Origin of the sequence: Nocardiopsis mangrovi (genome assembly GCF_042653925.1) — a bacterium.
GTDB lineage: Bacteria > Actinomycetota > Actinomycetes > Streptosporangiales > Streptosporangiaceae > Nocardiopsis_B > Nocardiopsis_B mangrovi.
The window spans coordinates 1-16,802 of the sequence record NZ_JBHSFQ010000015.1; the positions used below are offsets into that span (position 1 = coordinate 1).

The 16,802-nt window shown below is 73.7% G+C and carries 15 protein-coding genes, 1 pseudogene and 1 riboswitch; of the genes and pseudogenes, 4 read left to right on the forward strand and 12 right to left on the reverse strand.

The genetic code is table 11. The annotated features are described in order from the left end of the window. Positions 1-322, forward strand: a pseudogene (locus ACFO4E_RS16025) (IS982 family transposase); the annotation flags it as partial. A gap of 28 nt (positions 323-350) precedes the next feature. On the opposite strand, the gene ACFO4E_RS16030 reads toward ACFO4E_RS16025, so the two are convergent. The 6 genes from ACFO4E_RS16030 to ACFO4E_RS16055 form a co-directional block, all read right to left on the reverse strand. Then, positions 351-1,544: a tetratricopeptide repeat protein gene (locus ACFO4E_RS16030; protein WP_378575564.1), complete on the reverse strand. Its 1,194-nt coding sequence runs from the start codon at positions 1,542-1,544 to the stop codon at positions 351-353. 152 nt (positions 1,545-1,696) lie between these two features. Then, positions 1,697-2,020, reverse strand: coding sequence for a hypothetical protein (locus tag ACFO4E_RS16035; protein WP_378575567.1), 324 nt, complete (start codon positions 2,018-2,020; stop codon positions 1,697-1,699). A gap of 122 nt (positions 2,021-2,142) precedes the next feature. Next, positions 2,143-5,031, reverse strand: coding sequence for an aminomethyl-transferring glycine dehydrogenase (gene gcvP / locus ACFO4E_RS16040; RefSeq protein WP_378575570.1), 2,889 nt, complete (start codon positions 5,029-5,031; stop codon positions 2,143-2,145). A 104-nt stretch (positions 5,032-5,135) separates the two neighbouring features. Next, positions 5,136-5,225: riboswitch (glycine riboswitch) on the reverse strand. A 161-nt stretch (positions 5,226-5,386) separates the two neighbouring features. Further along, positions 5,387-5,989 carry a MerR family transcriptional regulator gene (locus ACFO4E_RS16045; protein ID WP_378575573.1) on the reverse strand — a complete coding sequence of 201 codons (603 nt, stop codon included), beginning with the start codon at positions 5,987-5,989 and terminating at the stop codon, positions 5,387-5,389. A 339-nt stretch (positions 5,990-6,328) separates the two neighbouring features. Next, entirely contained in the window at positions 6,329-7,171 is an 843-nt protein-coding gene (locus ACFO4E_RS16050) for a polysaccharide lyase family protein (RefSeq protein ID WP_378575576.1), read from the reverse strand. Beyond that, the gene (locus ACFO4E_RS16055; protein WP_378575579.1) at positions 7,168-8,775 is read right to left on the reverse strand and encodes an alkaline phosphatase D family protein; all 1,608 of its coding nucleotides are present in this window, start codon (positions 8,773-8,775) and stop codon (positions 7,168-7,170) included. The genes ACFO4E_RS16050 and ACFO4E_RS16055 overlap by 4 nt, the downstream gene beginning before the upstream one ends. A gap of 63 nt (positions 8,776-8,838) precedes the next feature. Here ACFO4E_RS16055 and ACFO4E_RS16060 point away from each other — a divergent pair, with 63 nt between their 5' ends. Then, positions 8,839-9,072 carry a hypothetical protein gene (locus ACFO4E_RS16060; protein WP_378575582.1) on the forward strand — a complete coding sequence of 78 codons (234 nt, stop codon included), beginning with the start codon at positions 8,839-8,841 and terminating at the stop codon, positions 9,070-9,072. Positions 9,073-9,100: 28 nt separating this feature from the next. Here the strand turns inward: ACFO4E_RS16060 and ACFO4E_RS16065 are convergent, their stop codons facing one another. The 4 genes from ACFO4E_RS16065 to ACFO4E_RS16080 all read right to left on the reverse strand — a co-directional run bounded on the left by ACFO4E_RS16065 (position 9,101) and on the right by ACFO4E_RS16080 (position 12,552). Then, positions 9,101-10,063 (reverse strand): TetR/AcrR family transcriptional regulator, encoded by a 963-nt coding sequence (locus tag ACFO4E_RS16065; RefSeq protein WP_378575585.1) that lies wholly within the window; start codon positions 10,061-10,063, stop codon positions 9,101-9,103. 168 nt (positions 10,064-10,231) lie between these two features. After that, entirely contained in the window at positions 10,232-10,462 is a 231-nt protein-coding gene (locus ACFO4E_RS16070) for a hypothetical protein (protein ID WP_378575588.1), read from the reverse strand. A gap of 162 nt (positions 10,463-10,624) precedes the next feature. Further along, positions 10,625-11,713 carry a hypothetical protein gene (locus tag ACFO4E_RS16075; RefSeq protein WP_378575591.1) on the reverse strand — a complete coding sequence of 363 codons (1,089 nt, stop codon included), beginning with the start codon at positions 11,711-11,713 and terminating at the stop codon, positions 10,625-10,627. A gap of 218 nt (positions 11,714-11,931) precedes the next feature. Then, a complete protein-coding gene (locus ACFO4E_RS16080; RefSeq protein WP_378575594.1) occupies positions 11,932-12,552 on the reverse strand; it encodes a TetR/AcrR family transcriptional regulator in 621 nt (206 codons plus the stop codon). A gap of 209 nt (positions 12,553-12,761) precedes the next feature. Between ACFO4E_RS16080 and ACFO4E_RS16085 the strand changes: the two genes are divergently transcribed. Then, positions 12,762-13,967, forward strand: a complete 1,206-nt coding sequence (locus ACFO4E_RS16085) for a cytochrome P450 (protein WP_378575597.1) — start codon at positions 12,762-12,764, stop codon at positions 13,965-13,967. 37 nt (positions 13,968-14,004) lie between these two features. Further along, positions 14,005-14,202, forward strand: coding sequence for a ferredoxin (locus tag ACFO4E_RS16090; RefSeq protein ID WP_378575600.1), 198 nt, complete (start codon positions 14,005-14,007; stop codon positions 14,200-14,202). 135 nt (positions 14,203-14,337) lie between these two features. On the opposite strand, the gene ACFO4E_RS16095 is transcribed toward ACFO4E_RS16090, so the two are convergent. Both ACFO4E_RS16095 and ACFO4E_RS16100 read right to left on the reverse strand, forming a co-directional pair. Further along, the gene (locus ACFO4E_RS16095; protein ID WP_378575603.1) at positions 14,338-15,270 is read right to left on the reverse strand and encodes a DMT family transporter; all 933 of its coding nucleotides are present in this window, start codon (positions 15,268-15,270) and stop codon (positions 14,338-14,340) included. Then, entirely contained in the window at positions 15,257-16,375 is a 1,119-nt protein-coding gene (locus ACFO4E_RS16100; RefSeq protein WP_378575606.1) for a fatty acid desaturase family protein, read from the reverse strand. The genes ACFO4E_RS16095 and ACFO4E_RS16100 overlap by 14 nt, the downstream gene beginning before the upstream one ends. Positions 16,376-16,802 lie beyond the last annotated feature (427 nt).

Sequence of the window (16,802 nt, forward strand, 5' to 3'; positions counted from 1 at the left end):
GCCCTGCCCCATCGTGTGCGACAAGGGGTTCGCCGGGGCCGGGATCGAGAGGGCCGCGGCTGCCCTGGGCCACGTGCTCATCCGCCCGGCCCGCCGCGACGAGGACGGCTCCGGCGCCTTCCCGGGCTGGCTGCGCCAGCGCATCGAGGCGGTCATCTGGACGCTGAAGAACCAGCTCGGCCTGGAACGCCACGCCGCACGCACCCAGGAAGGACTCTGGGCGCGCACCTGCCAGCGCATCCTCGCCCTCAACGCCGCGATCTGGCACAACTGGCTCATCGACGCACCCGTCAAGCGCTCGCTCGTGGCCTACGACCACTGAGCAGCACACACCAACCCCCATCAACGATCTAGCCCGCGTCGGGCCAGTCCGCGGGGAGGATGTCGGCGTCGGATCCGGCGGCGAGGCGCAGGCGTTCGCGGAAGTCGTCGTGCAGGGAACGGCCCCACACGTAGTCGCTGGGGGTGCGCACCGCCTCCTCAACGGTGCGGCGCAGGGCCGCCGCGTGCGACTCGTTGCCCGCGAGCGCGACCGCCAGCCCGCTGTACATCCGGTTGAGCGCGAGGAACAGCTCGCCGGTGAGCATGGGCGCGCTGTCCTGGGCGACGGCGGCCTCGACGAAGGGGTCCCACCACGCGGCCTCTCCGGCGCCCGCGGCTTCGGTGTCGCCGTCCTCGGACCCGGGGGCCAGGAACCCGCGGCGCAGGCGGCCCCGGACCTCCTCGGCCACGGCTTCGCCGCTGTGCAGCAGCCCCTGCTCCCAGACGCGTTCGGCCGCGTCCGCGTCCCCCCGGACGGCGAGCAGCCGGGCGAGGAGTTCGACGGCGGTGGCCGCGGTCGCCGGATCGGCGGGCGGCCCCGGCGCGCCGGCCCCGGCGGCGGGCCCTTCGGCGACCGCGGCGAACGCCTCGATCGCGCGCTCGACGTGGACGGCGCCGAGCAGCAGCCGCAGCCCCGGGTGCTCGCCGACGGCCAGGCCGCGTTCGACCACGCGGGCGGCGTCCTCGGCGCGGCCCCGCGCCAGCAGGCGTTCGGCGAAGTCGCGGGCCGCCTCGGGGACGGTGCCGGGGTCGTCGCCCGCCAGGGCGTTCTCCCAGTGGGTGTCCGCGGCGGCGGTGTCCCCGCGCGACTCGGCGATCCGGGCCAGCCCGTATTCGGCGGCGGGCGCGTAGCGCTCGTTCCCCGAGCCGAGCACTCTGCCCCAGGCCGATGCCGCCTCGTCCAGCAGCCCTTCGCCCTCGTAGGACAGCGCCAGGTGGTAGGCGGCGCGCGGCGCGAACTCCGCGTGGCCGGTGTCGATGGCGGTCTGCGCGGCGGCGCGCGAGGCGCGGATCTCGCCGAGGTCGTGGCGGACCACGGCCAGGCCGAGCGCGGCCAGCGCGCGGTACTGCCGCGAGCCGCCGTCCAGCACCTGTTCGTAGACCCGTGCCGCGCGCTTGGAGTGGCCGGCTTCGGCAAGGTCCCGCGCCTGGTCGCACAGGTCGGCGAACGCGGATTCGTCCCCTGCGGCGTCGAAGGTGGAGGTTCCGGACGTCGCGGTCATACAGGCCACTTTCCACAACGGGGGCGGTCACCCGGCGGTCGCCCATGGCGGCGGCCGACGCGGTTTTCTCCCTGGGAGGGTAGCGCCTCCGGGCCCTTCCCCAGATGTCCCCCGCCCGGGTGTCCGCGATCGTCCGGAGCGGGCGCGTGGCGTCAGGCGCCCAGCAGGGTGACGACCGTGGTGACCAGGCTGGCGGCGAGCAGGACGAACCCCCAGTACTGCATGGGGACGAAGAAGAACGTGTGGCCGCCGCCGGCCATGACCGGCGCTCCCGTCCGCGGGTCGTAGCCGGGGTGCGGCGCGTTGAGCCGGCTGCCCGCGAAGAAGACCACCACACCCGCCACGGCCAGCCCGCCGGCCGTACCGAAGTTCATCAGCTCGGGACCGAGCAGGACTTCGGCCAGGAGCGTCGCGGGGCCGCCCAGCACGGCCGCGATGAGCAGGACCAGGATGCCCCAGCCGCGCCAGACGATCATCGTGCGCTCGATTCTCAGCGGGTGATTTCCGGCGGAATCATATCGAGTGCACCGAGTCGTCCGGTATCGCTTTCCCCCGCGCCGGTCCCCGGGTGGGCGGGAACCGGCGCGGGGGCCGGGCCTCAGACCTCGAACGCCTCGGGCGGCGGGCAGGCGCAGACGAGGTTGCGGTCGCCGTAGGCCTGGTCGATGCGCGCCACCGGCGCCCAGTACTTGTGCTGCCGCAGCTCCGGCAGCGGGTAGCCGCCCTCGCTGCGCGGGTAGGCGCGCTTCCAGTCGTCGGCGGTGAGCGCCTCGGCGGTGTGCGGGGCGTTCTTCAGCGGGTTGTCCTCGCGGTCGTAGCCGCCCTCGGCGACCCGGTCGATCTCCCCGCGGATGGCGATCATCGCCTCGATGAACCGGTCCAGCTCCGCCAGGTTCTCACTCTCGGTCGGCTCCACCATGAGCGTGCCCGCGACGGGGAACGACATGGTCGGGGCGTGGAACCCGTAGTCGATGAGCCGCTTGGCGACGTCCTCGTTGGTGATGCCGGTCTTCTTGGTCAGCGCCCGCAGGTCGATGATGCACTCGTGGGCGACCAGGCCGCCCTCGCCGGTGTAGAGCACCGGGTAGTGCGGCTCCAGCCGCTTGGCGACGTAGTTGGCCACCAGCACGGCGGCCTCGGTGGCCGCGCGCAGGCCGTCGCCGCCCATCATCCGGATGTAGGCCCAGGAGATCGGCAGGATGCCCGCCGAGCCGAACGGGGCCGCCGAGACCGGTCCCACGCCGGTGTAGGGCCCGGCGTCGGGCTGGCCGGGGTGGTTGGGCAGGAACCCGGCCAGGTGCGACCGCACCGCCACGGGGCCCACCCCGGGACCGCCGCCGCCGTGCGGGATGCAGAAGGTCTTGTGCAGGTTGAGGTGGCTGACGTCGGCGCCGAACTCCCCCGGCTTGGCCCAGCCCAGCAGAGCGTTGAGGTTGGCGCCGTCGACGTAGACCTGGCCGCCGGCCTCGTGCACCAGCCGGCAGACCTCGGTGATGGTGTCCTCATAGACCCCGTGGGTGGAGGGGTAGGTCACCATGATCGCCGCGATCGCGCCCTCGTGCCCGGCGATCTTGGCGCGCAGGTCGGCCACGTCGATGTTGCCGCCCTCGTCGCAGGCCACGACGGCGACCCGCATCCCCGCCATGACCGCGCTGGCGGCGTTGGTGCCGTGCGCGGAGCTGGGGATCAGGCAGACGTCGCGGCCGGTGTCGCCGCGCCCGCGGTGGTAGCCGCGGATGGCGAGCAGCCCGGCCAGTTCGCCCTGCGACCCGGCGTTGGGCTGGAGCGACACCGCGTCGTAGCCGGTGACCTCGGCGAGCCACTTCTCCAGGTCGCGTACCAGCGCCACGGTGCCCGCCGCCTGGTCCAGCGGCGCCAGCGGGTGCAGCCGCGCGAACTCGGGCCAGGTGATGGACTCCATCTCGGCCGCGGCGTTCAGCTTCATGGTGCACGAGCCCAGCGGGATCATGGACCGGTCCAGCGCGAGGTCCTTGTCGGCGAGGCGGCGCGTGTAGCGCAGCAGCGAGGTCTCGCTGCGGTGCGTGGTGAACACGGGGTGGTCGAGGTAGTCCACATCGCGGCGCAGCGCGTCGGGCAGCGTGGCGCCGCGCTCGGCCGCCGCCGGGCGGGTCGCGCCCTCGGTGCCGCCGAACGCGGCGAGCACCAGGCCGATGTGCGCCGGGGTGGTGGCCTCGTCGCAGGAGACGCCGACGGTGTCGTCGTCCACCCGCAGCAGGTTGACCCCGCGGCGGCGCGCGGCGCCCACGACGGACGCCGCCCGGCCGCGCACCCGCACGCGCAGCGTGTCGAAGAACTCGTCGTGCAGCACCTCCAGGCCGCGGGCGCGCAGGCCGTCGGCCAGCTCCGCGGCGTGCCCGTGGACCCGCTCGGCGATCGCGCGCAGGCCGTACGGCCCGTGGTAGACGGCGTACATCCCGGCCATGACCGCCAGCAGCACCTGGGCGGTGCAGATGTTGCTGGTGGCCTTCTCCCGGCGGATGTGCTGTTCCCGGGTCTGGAGGGCGAGCCGGTAGGCGGGCCTGCCCTCGCTGTCCACGGACACGCCCACCAGGCGGCCCGGGAGCTGGCGCTGGAGCCCCTCGCGCACCGACATGTAGCCGGCGTGCGGGCCGCCGAACCCCATGGGCACGCCGAAGCGCTGGGTGGAGCCGACGGCGATGTCGGCGCCGAGGTCGCCCGGGCTGCGCAGCAGCGTGAGGGCGAGGATGTCGGCGGCGACCACGGCCAGCGCGCCCCGCTCGTGCGCGGCCCCGATGACGGCGCGCGGGTCGCGGACGGCCCCGCCGGCCGCGGGGTACTGCACGAGGACGCCGAACGCGTCGGCGTCGGGCAGTCCGGCGGACAGGTCGGCCACCACGATGTCGATGTCCAGCGGCTCGGCGCGGGTGCGCAGCACGGCCAGGGTCTGCGGGAAGACATCGGAGTCGACGATGAACGCCGCCCCCTTCCCGCGCGAGGCGCGGCGGGCCAGCGTCATCGCCTCGGCCGCGGCGGTGGCCTCGTCGAGCAGGGAGGCGCCGGCGACCGGCAGGCCGGTGAGGTCGGCGACCATCGTCTGGAAGTTCAGCAGCGCCTCGAGGCGCCCCTGGGAGATCTCGGGCTGGTAGGGCGTGTAGGCCGTGTACCAGGCGGGGTTCTCCAGGATGTTGCGCAGGATCACCGGCGGGGTGACGGTGTCGTAGTACCCCTGGCCGATCATCGAGGTGAGGACCTGGTTGCGGTCGGCCATCGCGCGCAGTTCGGCGAGGGCCCCGGTCTCGTCGGCGGCCTCGGGCAGGCGCAGCGGGGCGGAGCCGCCCGGTGCCGAGAGGATGGACGCCGGCAGGGCCGCGGTCATGAGCTCGGCCGTGGAGCCGAAGCCCACGGTGGCCAGCATCCGCTCCAGCTCCGACGGGTCGGGCCCGATGTGCCGGTCGGCGAACCTGCGCGCGGGTTCGGTTCCGGGACGTCTGGGCTGCTCCGGCATGGAGACCTCCTCGCATGGGCCGATACGCTCGGCTGCTCTTGGTCTCCCCCTCTGTCACGCACGGTCGCGGCGCGGATGCGACGCGCCCACCGTTCCAGAGTGGCCTTCTCCACGCGGTCCCTGGTGCCTGAGAGGTTACTGGGGAGTATTGCCCCGTCGGCGCCCCGTCAAGGGGTCTCTCCCGCGTGGTATCGGCGGCCGGTTCTCACTGATCGGTCACTGCATTGTGCACGGGCCGCCGTGCCGGGACGTGGCCGGGGTGGGGTCTCCGGCCGCGTGTGCGCGGCGTCCTCATTCGACGGTACTGGATGCGGTGTCCCGTTCGGGGCGTTCAGGGCGGGACGGGCGGCTTGTGTCACCCGGTCTTGCGTTCGCGGCGGCGGCGGGCGAGCTCGTCGGCCGGGTGGGAGTCGGCGGGCAGCGGCTCGGCCAGGCGTTCGCCGGGGTAGTCGCTCAGCGACCCTTCGAGTTCGCGCCAGACACGGCCGAGCGCGATACCGAATACGCCCTGGCCGCCCTGGAGGAGGTCGACCACCTCCCCGGGGGAGGTGCACTCGTAGACGCTGACACCGTCGCTCATCAGGGTGATCTGGGCGAGGTCGGCGGTCCCGCGGCACCTGAGGTGCTCGATCGCCGTGCGGATCTGCTGGAGCGAGATCCCGGTGTCGAGCAGCCGTTTGACGACCTTGAGCACCAGGATGTCGCGGAAGCTGTACAGCGGCGCCGCGCCGCCGCCGTCGTCAGGTGTGACGCTCGGCCGCACCAGGCCCGTGCGGGCCCAGTAGTCGAGCTGGCGGTAGGTGATCCCGGCGGCCGCACATGCCGTGGGGCCGCGATAACCGACGTCCATAGGCAGCGCCACCACGTCCTCTTCGCACAGCAGGCCCTGCTCTCCAGCTCGCCGTATAGCTGATCGCGTGAGAGCGGAGGTCTGATGCTTGCCGCTAGTAACCGCCACGCCGAACCTCCGGCTCCTCGGCCCACGGCGGTTGACAGGGGGGGTCGAAGGGTTGCGCCGCGGGTGCCTTCGACAATGAAGGTAAGCCGGTCGGTGGGCAGCGTCAACGACACCCATCGGCGCGTCGTGGAACCTCTTCGACAGTTGTCCGGTCTCCGGGCCGTCCATCCGCAAGCCCCATGTCAGGGGCGGATCGATCACCTTCGACCGCCGTTCTCGGACACGCACTCCCGGGCGTGTCGGCGGTCCGTGTGTGCGTGTGTGCGAGTACCACGGTATGCGATGACGGCGGCCGCGTCACCCGTCCCCGGGTGGCGCGGCCGCGGTGCGCGGACGGGGTCAGGCGGGGCGGAACACCCCCACGGCGTCGTAGGCGTGCCAGGACCCGTCGCTCTTGGTGATGTCCAGCGTGTTCTGCCCGGAGCGGAAGAGCGCGGCGTCGAGGACGGGCTCGACGAACGACGGCCGCAGCGCGCTGCCGGGAACGGTGGCGTCGCCTTCGAGCGAGCCGCGGGTGGCGCCGCGCTCGAAGGCGACCTCGCCCGCGGGCGCGCCGTTGACCGCGAGGACGGCGGTGCCGGGCAGGCTCGCGTGGGCGTCGATGAGCCAGATCGCCAGGCCCAGGTCGGCGCCGGGTGCCTCCTCCAGGTCGAACCGGAGCCGGAAGGTGTGCTCCCGGCGGCCGCCCCAGCCGTCGGCGGGTCCGGGGTGCAGGTAGCACCAGTCGGCGGCGGGGTCGCTGCTGCCGTAGGTGAAGTCGACGCCGTCGGGGAAGGCGGTGCGGAACCCCGACTGGCCGCCGGAGGGGGCGAGGGCCAGTTCCAGACTCTTGGAGTCGAATTCGCCGACCGTGGCGACCGGCGTTCCGCCGACCACCAGCGATTCGGTGGAGGTGCCGCCGGCCACGGCCGACGGGGCGCTGCGCCGGCCCGACGCGTCGACGGTGACGATCCGGTAGTAGCGCGTCTGCGCCTCCGGGCCGAGGGTGTCGTGGGTGAGCCGGCTGTAGACGGTGGTGCCGATCAGGGTGTCGTGGGTGGTGGCGACGTCGCGGGTCGTGGAGGCGTGGACGGCGTAGTGGTCGACCAGCGGCTCCCAGGCGGCGTGCGTCCAGGTGAGGTCGATGGCACCGATGCGGCCGCCGGCGGCGACGCCGGTCACGGGCCGGGGGGTGGGGCTCACTGGTCTCCTCCGCTCACGGGGTTGAGTCCGGGCCGGCCGGCCTCGGTGACGAACCGGGTCGCCGTGCTGACGGTGCCGGCGTCGTCGGCCTCGATGTGGTCGAGGACCTTGAACTCCGAGGTGGCCTCGGTGGGGGTCAGGCTCACCCGCACGTAGCCGCGCCGGGCGTTGTAGAGCCGCACGTGGGGGTTGCCCAGCCAGATGGGTTCGAGGTTGTCGGTGTCGGAGCCGTCCCCGTCGGAGGCGACGGAGGTGGTGATGAGCTCGGTGCCGATGGTGGGCGAGTCGGGGTCGGCGAAGTCGGCCTTCAGCTCGGCCGCCGCGTGGCGGTGGATGTCGCCGGTGACGACGAGCGGGTTGGCGACGCCGTGCCCGGTGATCGTGTCGAAGAGGCGGCGGCGGTTGGCGGTGAACCCGTCCCACTGGTCCATGCTGTAGGTGACGCCGTCGCCGGTGTCGCGGTCGATCTCGGCCATGACGACCTGCTGGGCGAGCACGTTCCAGGTGGCGGAGCTGTCGCGCAGCCCGGAGTAGAGCCACTCCTCCTGCCGCGCGCCCAGGATGCTGCGCGCGGGGTCGGTGTGCTCGCCGCCGGGGACGCCCCCGTCGGAGGGGACGTCGTGGCGGTACTGGCGGGTGTCGAGCACGTTGAACTCGGCCAGGCGGCCGAACGGCGCCCGGCGGTAGAGCAGCATGTCGGGGCCCGAGGGCAGCGACCCCTCCCCCAGCGGCTGGTTCTCGTACCAGGCGCGGTAGGCGACGGCGCGGCGCCGCTGGAAGTCCTCGGGGGTGGCGCCGTACTGCGAGGCGTCGGCGGCGTAGTTGTTCTCGACCTCGTGGTCGTCGGTGGTGACCAGCCAGGGCGCGCGTGCGTGGGCGGCCTGGAGGTGGGGGTCGGACTTGGTGAGGGCGTAGCGGAGCCGGTACTGCTCCAGGGTGACCACGGCCGCGGCGTGCGCCCCGCTGAGGTCGCCGGCGCCCCGGCGGCGCAGGTTGGCGGCGGTGATGCCGTACTCGTAGATGTAGTCGCCGAGGAACAGCACCAGGTCGATGTCCTGTTCGGCGATGTCGCGGTAGGCGGTGTAGTGGCCGTGGTACCACGCCTGGCACGAGGTCATGGCGAAGGAGAGGCGGTCGGGCTCGGCGCCGGGAGCGGGGGCGGTGCGGGTACGGCCGACCGGGCTGATCTCGCCGCCCGCGCGGAACCGGTAGAAGTACTCGCGCCCGGGGTCGAGCCCCTTGACGTGCGGATGCACGGCATGGGCGAGTTCGGGGACGGCGACGGCCCGGCCGCGCGCGGCGACTCTGCGGAATCGGGCGTCGGTGGCCACTTCGTACTCGACGGTGAGGTCGCGGCGCGGCATCCCGCCGTGGCCGTCCTCGGCCAGGGGGTCGGGGGCCAGCCGGGTCCACAGGACGACACCGTCGTGGGTGGGGTCACCGGAGGCCACACCGAGCCGGTAGGGGTCGGCGGGCACGGGGCCGCGCGAGGGGGCGGAGTGCGCGGGGACACCGGTGCCCATGGTGAACGCCGCCGCACTGATTCCGGTCAGGGCGAGGAAGCCCCGGCGGTTGAGGGATGTGTTCCGGTCGGTCGTTGGCATGCTTCGCGTCCATCCACTCAGGGACATGGCACCACGATGGTGCGCCGAATCCCTGGAATCCGGATGGCTGCGATGTGTGCCGAAGGTGGACGTTCGGGAACTTCGCCCCACGACATCCCAGCTCAGGGCGGCGACCGGGTTCCCGCGGGCGGCGGATCCGCCGGCGGAAACCGCCGACGCCGGCCCGCCGGCCTGAGCATCCCCGACGTCCCGCCGGCCGACGTCCTCGACACCGTCGAGAACGACCGCCTCGTCTCCTGCCTCGCCGACACCCTCATCGCGCCCGCCGGCGTGTGACGCCCGCGGGCGCCGGCCCCGGGTCCGCTCAGCCCCCGACCGCGTCGCCGATCAGCGCCGAGAGCCGCTCGGCGACCCGGTCGAGGGGCCGCGTGCTGCGCGTGGCGCGGCACATCACCACGGCCCCCTCGACGGAGGCGACGACGAGCGTCGCGAGCTGTTCGGCCTGTTCGGCTCCCGTACCGTGCTCCCGCAGCGAGGCGGCCAGCAGGTCCTCCCACTCGCCGAAGGCCTCCGCGGCCGCCGCGAGCGCCGCCGGCACCTCCCCGTCCGGGGGCTCCTCGACGGACACGGCCAGAACGGGGCAGCCGAGCCGGAAATCGCCGCCGACGAGCATCGCGCGCCACAGGGCGAGGAACGCGCGCAGCCCCGCGGCCGGACCCGCCCGCAGCTCGGCGCGCAGGCTCCGCGCAACGGCCCCGCCGGCGTAGCGGACGGCCTCCGCGGCCAGCTGGCCCTTGCCGCCGGGGAAGTAGTGGTAGGTGGAGCCGAGCGGCGCCCTGGCGTGCCGGGCGGTCTCGCGGATACTGGTGGCGTTCAGGCCGCGCCGCCCGATCATCTCGGCCGCCCCGGCCACGATCCGCTCCCGTGCCCGGGGGCTGCTGTCGGCCACGTGTACGACCCCCTCCGGCCATGATGACCGCCATAGTCTACGGAGCGCGCCCGGGGGGGCACCGGTGCACGGGAGCGCCGCGGGCACCCGGGACGTGCGGGCCGGGCGGGCGGGCGCCGGCCCGGGCTGGTCGCCGTCCGCTTCCACCGCCGCGAGCGGTGCGCGCCGGAGCACGACCTTGGTGGAGCGGGCGGCGTAGGCGGTCGGGGCCTGCTCCCAGTCGGCGGTGAGCGTGATGGCCCGCTCCGCGGCGAAGCCCGTGCGGGCGACGAAGTCCAGCAGCTCGGGCAGCACCGCCCGGGGGTGCGACACGCCCAGGCGCAGCGTGGCGTCGGTGGCGTACATCCGCATCAGCGGCACCCGCGTGGCCGGGGCCACCGGTGCCTCCGTCCGGCGGTCACCCGCCGCGAACCGCGATCGCCGATGCCGGAACCGGTCACCCATGGTCGTTCCGCACGGTGGGCGGCCGGGGATCGCCGAGGCCCGGTGCTGTCCGGCGCGCGCGCCGCCCGGGGCACCGGCGGGGACCCCGTCCCACCGCCGTGCTCAGGACGGCAGCTCGCGCGGCGTGCCCGAACCGCGCCAGTCGCGTAGTCCGGCGGAGAGCACCTCGCCGACGGTGGTCCCGGGGGCCTCCTCGGCGTAGTCGCCCCATTCCAGCTCCATCCACACCGCGAAGGGCGTCCGCGCCGCGTCCAACGGCAGATAGGGGGCGACCGCCTGTTCGATGTCGTCGTAGGTGGGCGCGGTGTCGGCTGCGGTGGCGTCGAGGTCCATGCCTCCAGCATGCGGCGCCGCCGGGCCGGCCGCCGGGATCCCGCGCCGGTGAGGCCGGCCCCCGCGGAACGGACACCGCGTGCGGCCCCGGAAGGGGCCGACCGGAACGGCAACGGTGCGGGACGCCGGTCCGCCGCGGCCCCGGACGGGGCCGCGGGCCGCTCAGTCCGGCGGCCCGGCCGCTACCGGCCCCCGGTCGGCGGCGCGTTCCCGTTCCCGGGTGCGCAGGCGCGTGTAGAGCAGGGAGAGCACCAGGCATACCGGCACCATGACGGCCGCGGGCAGCAGGGCGAAGGCCACCGCGGGCGGCGTGTAGTGGACCAGCGTCGCGGTGGTGAAGACGTTGCCGTCGCTGAGGCGCATCATGGCCGGCTCCGCCACGTGGGTGAGCGGGGCCGCCGCGTACCGGAGGAGGGTGGACACGAGCGCGACGGCTGCCGTGATGACCAGCCAGATCCCGAACACGCGCCCCGAAGAGCCGCGGGTCAGCCGCCAGGAGCGGCGCAGTGCCGTTCGCGCCGGGACGTCCTCGAACACCACCACGGAGCCGGCCAGCGAGAACCGGGCGAACAGGAAGGGGCCGACACAGGCCGCGAGCAGCGGCAGGCCCAGGCCCGCCACCCAGTCCAGTGCGCTGAAGCCGGTGAACGGAGAGCGCGGCCTCTCGATGCCGGGGATCAGGCCCGACGCCAGCGCGTCGAAGAGCATGATCCCCACGAGTGCGGTCGCCGCGACGCACAGCAGGGTCGGCAGCCGCGTCGCGGCGATGCGGAGGAGGAACGGGCGCGCGTGCCGCCACAGCACGGCGGCTCCGGGGACCCCGCGGCCGTCGAGGGCGTGGCGCACGGCGACGGCGTGCGCGCCGTCGAGGAGGGACAGGACGGCGGCCACGAGCAGGAGCAGCAGGAGCACGACGACGGCACCGGCCCAGAAGAACGCCACATCGGAGTCCCCCGTGTTGGAGAAAGCGGGCTCCTCCCTCTCGATGTTTCCCTCCACGGCCTCCTCGAAGACGTCGAACGCCTGCCAGGCCAGGGCGAATCCGAGCGCCGTGATCGCGAGAACGCCGCAGGCGGCCAGCGCGGCCACGGCGAGAGCGAAGCCGTAGAGGGGGCGCCAGAGGCCGCCGATGATCGCGAACGCGCCGCCCAGGAGACCCGGGCGGGCGCCGGAGCCCGGCCGTCCGCCGTCGACCGGTCGCGCGCCGCCGCCGTGTCCGGAGGTCACCGTGTCGTCATCTCCCGTTCCCATACCCCGTCCGTCCCTCGTCCGCGTGTCGCGCCGATCATGCCGCTGCCGATGAGTCCGAGGGTCTGGGTCAAGGCGTCACGTCTCCTGGTGCGTGGACGGGGGCGCCCGTTATCCGGCTATCGGCACCGCATGCAGGAAACCCGACCTCATATCGATAGTCAACTATCGATTGACCTCGGCCGCACGGGTATCCGCTCCGCGCCCGCGCCGCGGCCGCCTCAGCCCGGCCGCAACAGGTCGCGCATGAGATCGTGCTCGAACTTCGCCAGCACCGCCTCGTTGGCCTCGGCGTAGTGCGGCGGCAGCGCGTGCCACAGGGTGTACTGGCCGTGCATCCCGGTCCACACGAGGACGCCGAGGGTCTCCGTCTCCTCCAGGCGCTCGGGCGAGACCGCCTCCAGATACCGGCCGATGACGCCGACCCAGATGTCGAGCAGCCGGGCCAGCGGGTCGACGTCGGCGACCCGGTGCTCCGCGGACACCTGGGTCGCGACGTTGAACATCAGCCGGTACCGGCCGGGGTTGTCCACGGCGAACCTGCGGTAGGCCGCCGAGGTGGCCAGCAGCTGCCCCCAGGGGTCGGCCCCTTCGGCCTCCGCCGCGCGGCCCGCCGCCTCCATGGCCGCGGCGAGCCGCGTGTAGGCGTCGGCGAGCAGCGTCCAGAGCAGGTCGGCCTTGTTCTTGAAGTGCAGGTAGATGCTGGGGGCGGCGATCCCCACCTCGCGGGCGATCCCGCGGAGCGACAGGGCGTCCTCGCTACCGGACTCCTCCAGGATCCGGGCCGCCGTGTCCAGGATCTCCTGCCTGAGACGCTCGCCTTCACCGAGGCGGTTGGGCACTCGCCGTTCCTGGGGCGCCGAGACCACGCGGTCCTCCTCCATCGGCCCCGCTTCCAAAGAGGGGGGTCTGCGTCATTGACACGGCCCATGTTTTCAGAGTTTCCGGAGACCGCTTTCCGCTCTCCGCCTAACGGTGTTAGCATCTCGGCCGAGCGCCTAACGGCGTTCATCGCTCACGCATTGTCAGTGCTCTACTACACATGAGGACGATGTCGATGGTCACGGCCCCTGCCCCCGGCCTCCCGCTCGACCGGCCGAAGAAGGCCCCCCTCGATCCGCCGCCCGAGTTCGCCCGGCTGCGCGACGAACAGCCCATCACCCGCGTCTCCATCTGGGACGGCCGGCTCACCCCGTGGCTGGTCACCCGGTGGGCCGACGCCCGCGCCGTACTCGGCAACCGCGCGTTCAGCAGCGAGGACTCCCTGCCCGGATTCCCCAACCTGCGCCCCGGCATGCCGCCGTCCCCGCCCGGAGCGCTCCAGGCGCACGACGCCCCCGTGCACACCACGATGCGCCGCGCGCTCACCCGCGAGTTCATCGTCAAGCGGATCGATGAACTGCGCCCCTCCATCCGGGAGACCGCCGACAGGCTCATCGACGACATGACCGCCCTCGACGGCCCGGTCGACCTGGTCGAGCACCTCGCCCTGCCCCTGCCCACCCTGGTCGCCTGCGACCTGCTCGGGGTGCCCTACGAGGACCACCCGTTCTTCCAGGACAAGGCGAACACCCTCGTCGACAACTCCTCCACGGCCGAACAGGTGGAGACGGCGGAGCGGTCGATCGCCGAGTACCTGCTGAACCTGCTCCTGCTGCGGCGGAGCCGGCCCTGCGGCGACCTGATGAGCCGGCTCGCCCGCAAGGTCGACGGCGCATCCATCACCGACGACGACGCGGCGGAGCTCGCCGCGTTCCTGCTCCTCGCCGGGCACGAGACCACGGCGAACATGATCGCGCTGAGCACGATCACCCTGCTCCAGCACCCCGACCAGATCCCGCGGCTGTTCATCGGCCCCGAAGAGACCGCGCTCGCGGTCGAGGAGCTGCTGCGCTTCGTCACCGTCATCCAGGCCGGGCTGCGCCGGCGCGCCCTAGAGGACGTGACCGTCGGCGGCGTCACCATCCGCGCCGGCGAGGGCGTGATCATCCCGCTGAACGTGGCCAACCGGGACCCCGATGCCTTCCCCGAGCCCGACCGCCTCGACCTCGGCCGGCCCAACGCGCGCCGCCACGTCAACTTCGGCTACGGAGTCCACCAGTGCCTGGGCCAGTCGCTGGCCCGCGCCGAACTCCAGATCATGCTGCCCGCGATCTTCCGGCGGCTGCCGGGCCTGCGGGTCACCGCCCCCATCGAGGACCTGCCCTACAAGGAAGCGTCCATCTACGGCGTGCACCGGCTGCCGGTCACGTGGTGACCGCTCGACACCCCCAGGACCGAGGAGGACCGATCACATGCGGATGGAAGTCGACACCGACCGCTGCGTGGCGTCGGGTCAGTGCGTACTGATCGCACCGGAGCTGTTCGACCAGCGGGACGAGGACGGAACGGTGGTGCTGCTGGACGACGCCCCCGCCCCGGAGCGCGCGGCCGGAGCGCGGGAGGCGGCGATGCTCTGCCCCGCCTCGGCGATCCGGGCGCTGCGGGGATGACCGACGTGCGCGCGCCCGGCTCCCCGGGGCCGGCCGCGGCGCCGCGGTGACGGCCGGCCCGGCTCGGCTGCGGCCGGGCCGGGCGGGTCGCGCGGCCCGGGCCGGGGAGCCCCGTTCGCCCCGGCGGGGCAGCGGTCAGGTGTCGTGGTGGTGGGCGGCCGTCGCGGACCGGACGCGGGCCGACCGCGGCGGGCGGCGGGACCGGGTGGCGCCCAGGACGACCCCGCCCGCCACGACCAGGATGCCGAGGATGCGCGGCAGCGTCATCCCGATGGCGCCGACCAGCGCCGAGGCGCCGAGGGCCGCCACCGGCACCAGCCCGGCGAACAGGCCCGCCGTCTCCACCGGCAGGACGGTGAGCGCGGTGTACCAGAGCAGGAACGCCGCGGCGGTGACCACCACCGCCAGGTAGGCCAGCGCCGCGCCCTCGGCCGTGGTCGGCGGGCGCAGCGCGGCCGGCCCCTCCACGGCGAGGGAGGCGGCCCCGAGCATCAGGGCGCTGGCCGCCGACCCGTAGGTGGCGACACCGGCGGGGCCCAGCTCGCGCAGCAGCGACAGCGCGAGCGCCGAGAACCCCACTTCGCACAGGAGCGCGGCAACGGCCAGCGCGATTCCGGCGGGCGTGGTGTCGGCGGGCCCGGCGTACTTCACCAGGGCCGCCCCGCCCGACACGATGACCGCCGCGACCACCGCGCGCAGGACCGGCCGTTCACCGCGCAGCAGCGGGCCCAGCAGCGCGAGCGCGACCGGGACGCCGCCGACGATGGCGCCCACCGTCCCGGCGTCGGCCTGCTGGAGGGCGGCCATCAGGAAGATGTTGAAACCCGCCATGCCGACGGCGGCCAGCCCCAGCAGCCGCGGCACCTGCGCCAGGCGCAGCCGGGGCAGCCGCCGGTGCAGGAGCAGCACGAGCAGGACGGCGCCCAGCGCGTAGCGCAGCGCCTGACCCGCGAACCACGGGTAGGCCAGGATCACGGTGCTCGCGGCCACCGAAGAGCCGACCGCGATGCTGGAGCCGCCGGCCGCGGCCATGGCCGAGAGCCGGCGGGCGAGGTCAGCCTGTGGCATCGTTGCCCTTCGCGGTCAGCGGGCAGCCCGCGCAGGGGTCCGGGGCGTCCGGCAGGTCGGGTGCCGACCACGCGCGAAGCGCCCCCGGGGTGAGCCGGGCCAGCACCGTGCGCAGTCGCGACGACGGATTGGTCCTCTCCCCCGAACGGTAGTCGGCCAGGTGCTCCGGGTGCAGGACGTCCTGGATCACGGAGGGTCGCCCCGGACCGGCCGGGCGGAAGAAGCCGCCGCAGTGGTGCCCGTTGCGGTAGTGGGGGACCTCCGCCAGGATGCGGTGCAGTTCGGCACCCGCGTAGTGCGGAACCGCGGGGAAGAGGTGGTGCGCCAGGTGCAGGTTGTCGTCGTGGGGTGCGAGCAGGCCGCGGACCAGCGGGGACGCGTCATAACTGCGGGTGGCCCGCCACGGGTCGGACGACTCCAGCCCCGCGTGGTCGGCGATGTCGCTGTAGTAGCGCAGCACCTGGTAGACGGTGACGTAGGGGACCAGCCACAGCAGCACGACCGGGACCGTCCACCCGGCCGCCACCACGACGGTGCCGGCCGCCCCCAGGAAGGCGAAGCGGGCGACGGTCTCGTCGCGGTCCTCGCCGCTCCAGGACAGGGCCGACGCGATGTTGCGGGGCACGTGCACCAGGAACAGCGGACCGATGAGGTGGCGGCGGCGGAACCGCACCGGATCGCGCGGGCGGATCAGCCCGAGCGCGGCGTACTGGCGGCGCTTGGGGTCCCGCTGCTCGTGCCACAGGTTGCGGTGGTGCTCGCAGTGCGCGCAGAGATACGAGGACAACCCTTCGAGCAGGGGAAACGACGTGAACAGCCGGCCGACCCAGACGTTGGCCCGCCGGTTGCGCATGAGCTTGTGGTGGCTGGCCTCGTGCAGGAGGCTGCGCAGCGCCCGCTGTCTCGACCCGATCACCACGACGGCCAGCGCGTAGACGGCCGGGTGGTAGCCGCTCAGCAGGGCGGCCCCCGCCGCGACCGCGATGACCGCCCAGTCGAACGCCACCGTGAGCAGTCCGCGCCAGTTGCTCCGCCTGCGGTGCAGGGCGTGGATCCGCCGCTTGATATCGGCGGGGATGGCCTTCTGCGGATTCCCGCGGTTCACGCGCGACCATTTGCAATTGGGCGGTCCGGTCGGCTCGGGCTCCGGGGCCGGACGGCCGGGCACGGGGATATCAGGGGACGACGGCTGATCGGCGTTCTGCGACGATTCCATCACGCACTTCTTTCCAGGTGCTCCGGACACACGTCGGGAAACGACGTGATTTCGAGCGCGAAAGAACGGCGCGGGGATGCGGCGCGCGCACACGAAAAAGAGGCGCGTCGAATGGGCGGGGCCGGATCCCTACCGACCGATGAAGACGATCTGTTCCCCGAATCAGGCGGCACGTCCCCCGCGCCCCGAATTTCGCTGAAAAGGCGGGCCAATTACAACCTCGTTAAGGACCGCCCGTCAAGCCCTTTCCACCTGTGGGAACGCCGACGGGTGAGAGGCAATGACCCGCACACGGGATCCGGGGTCGCCGGCGGCC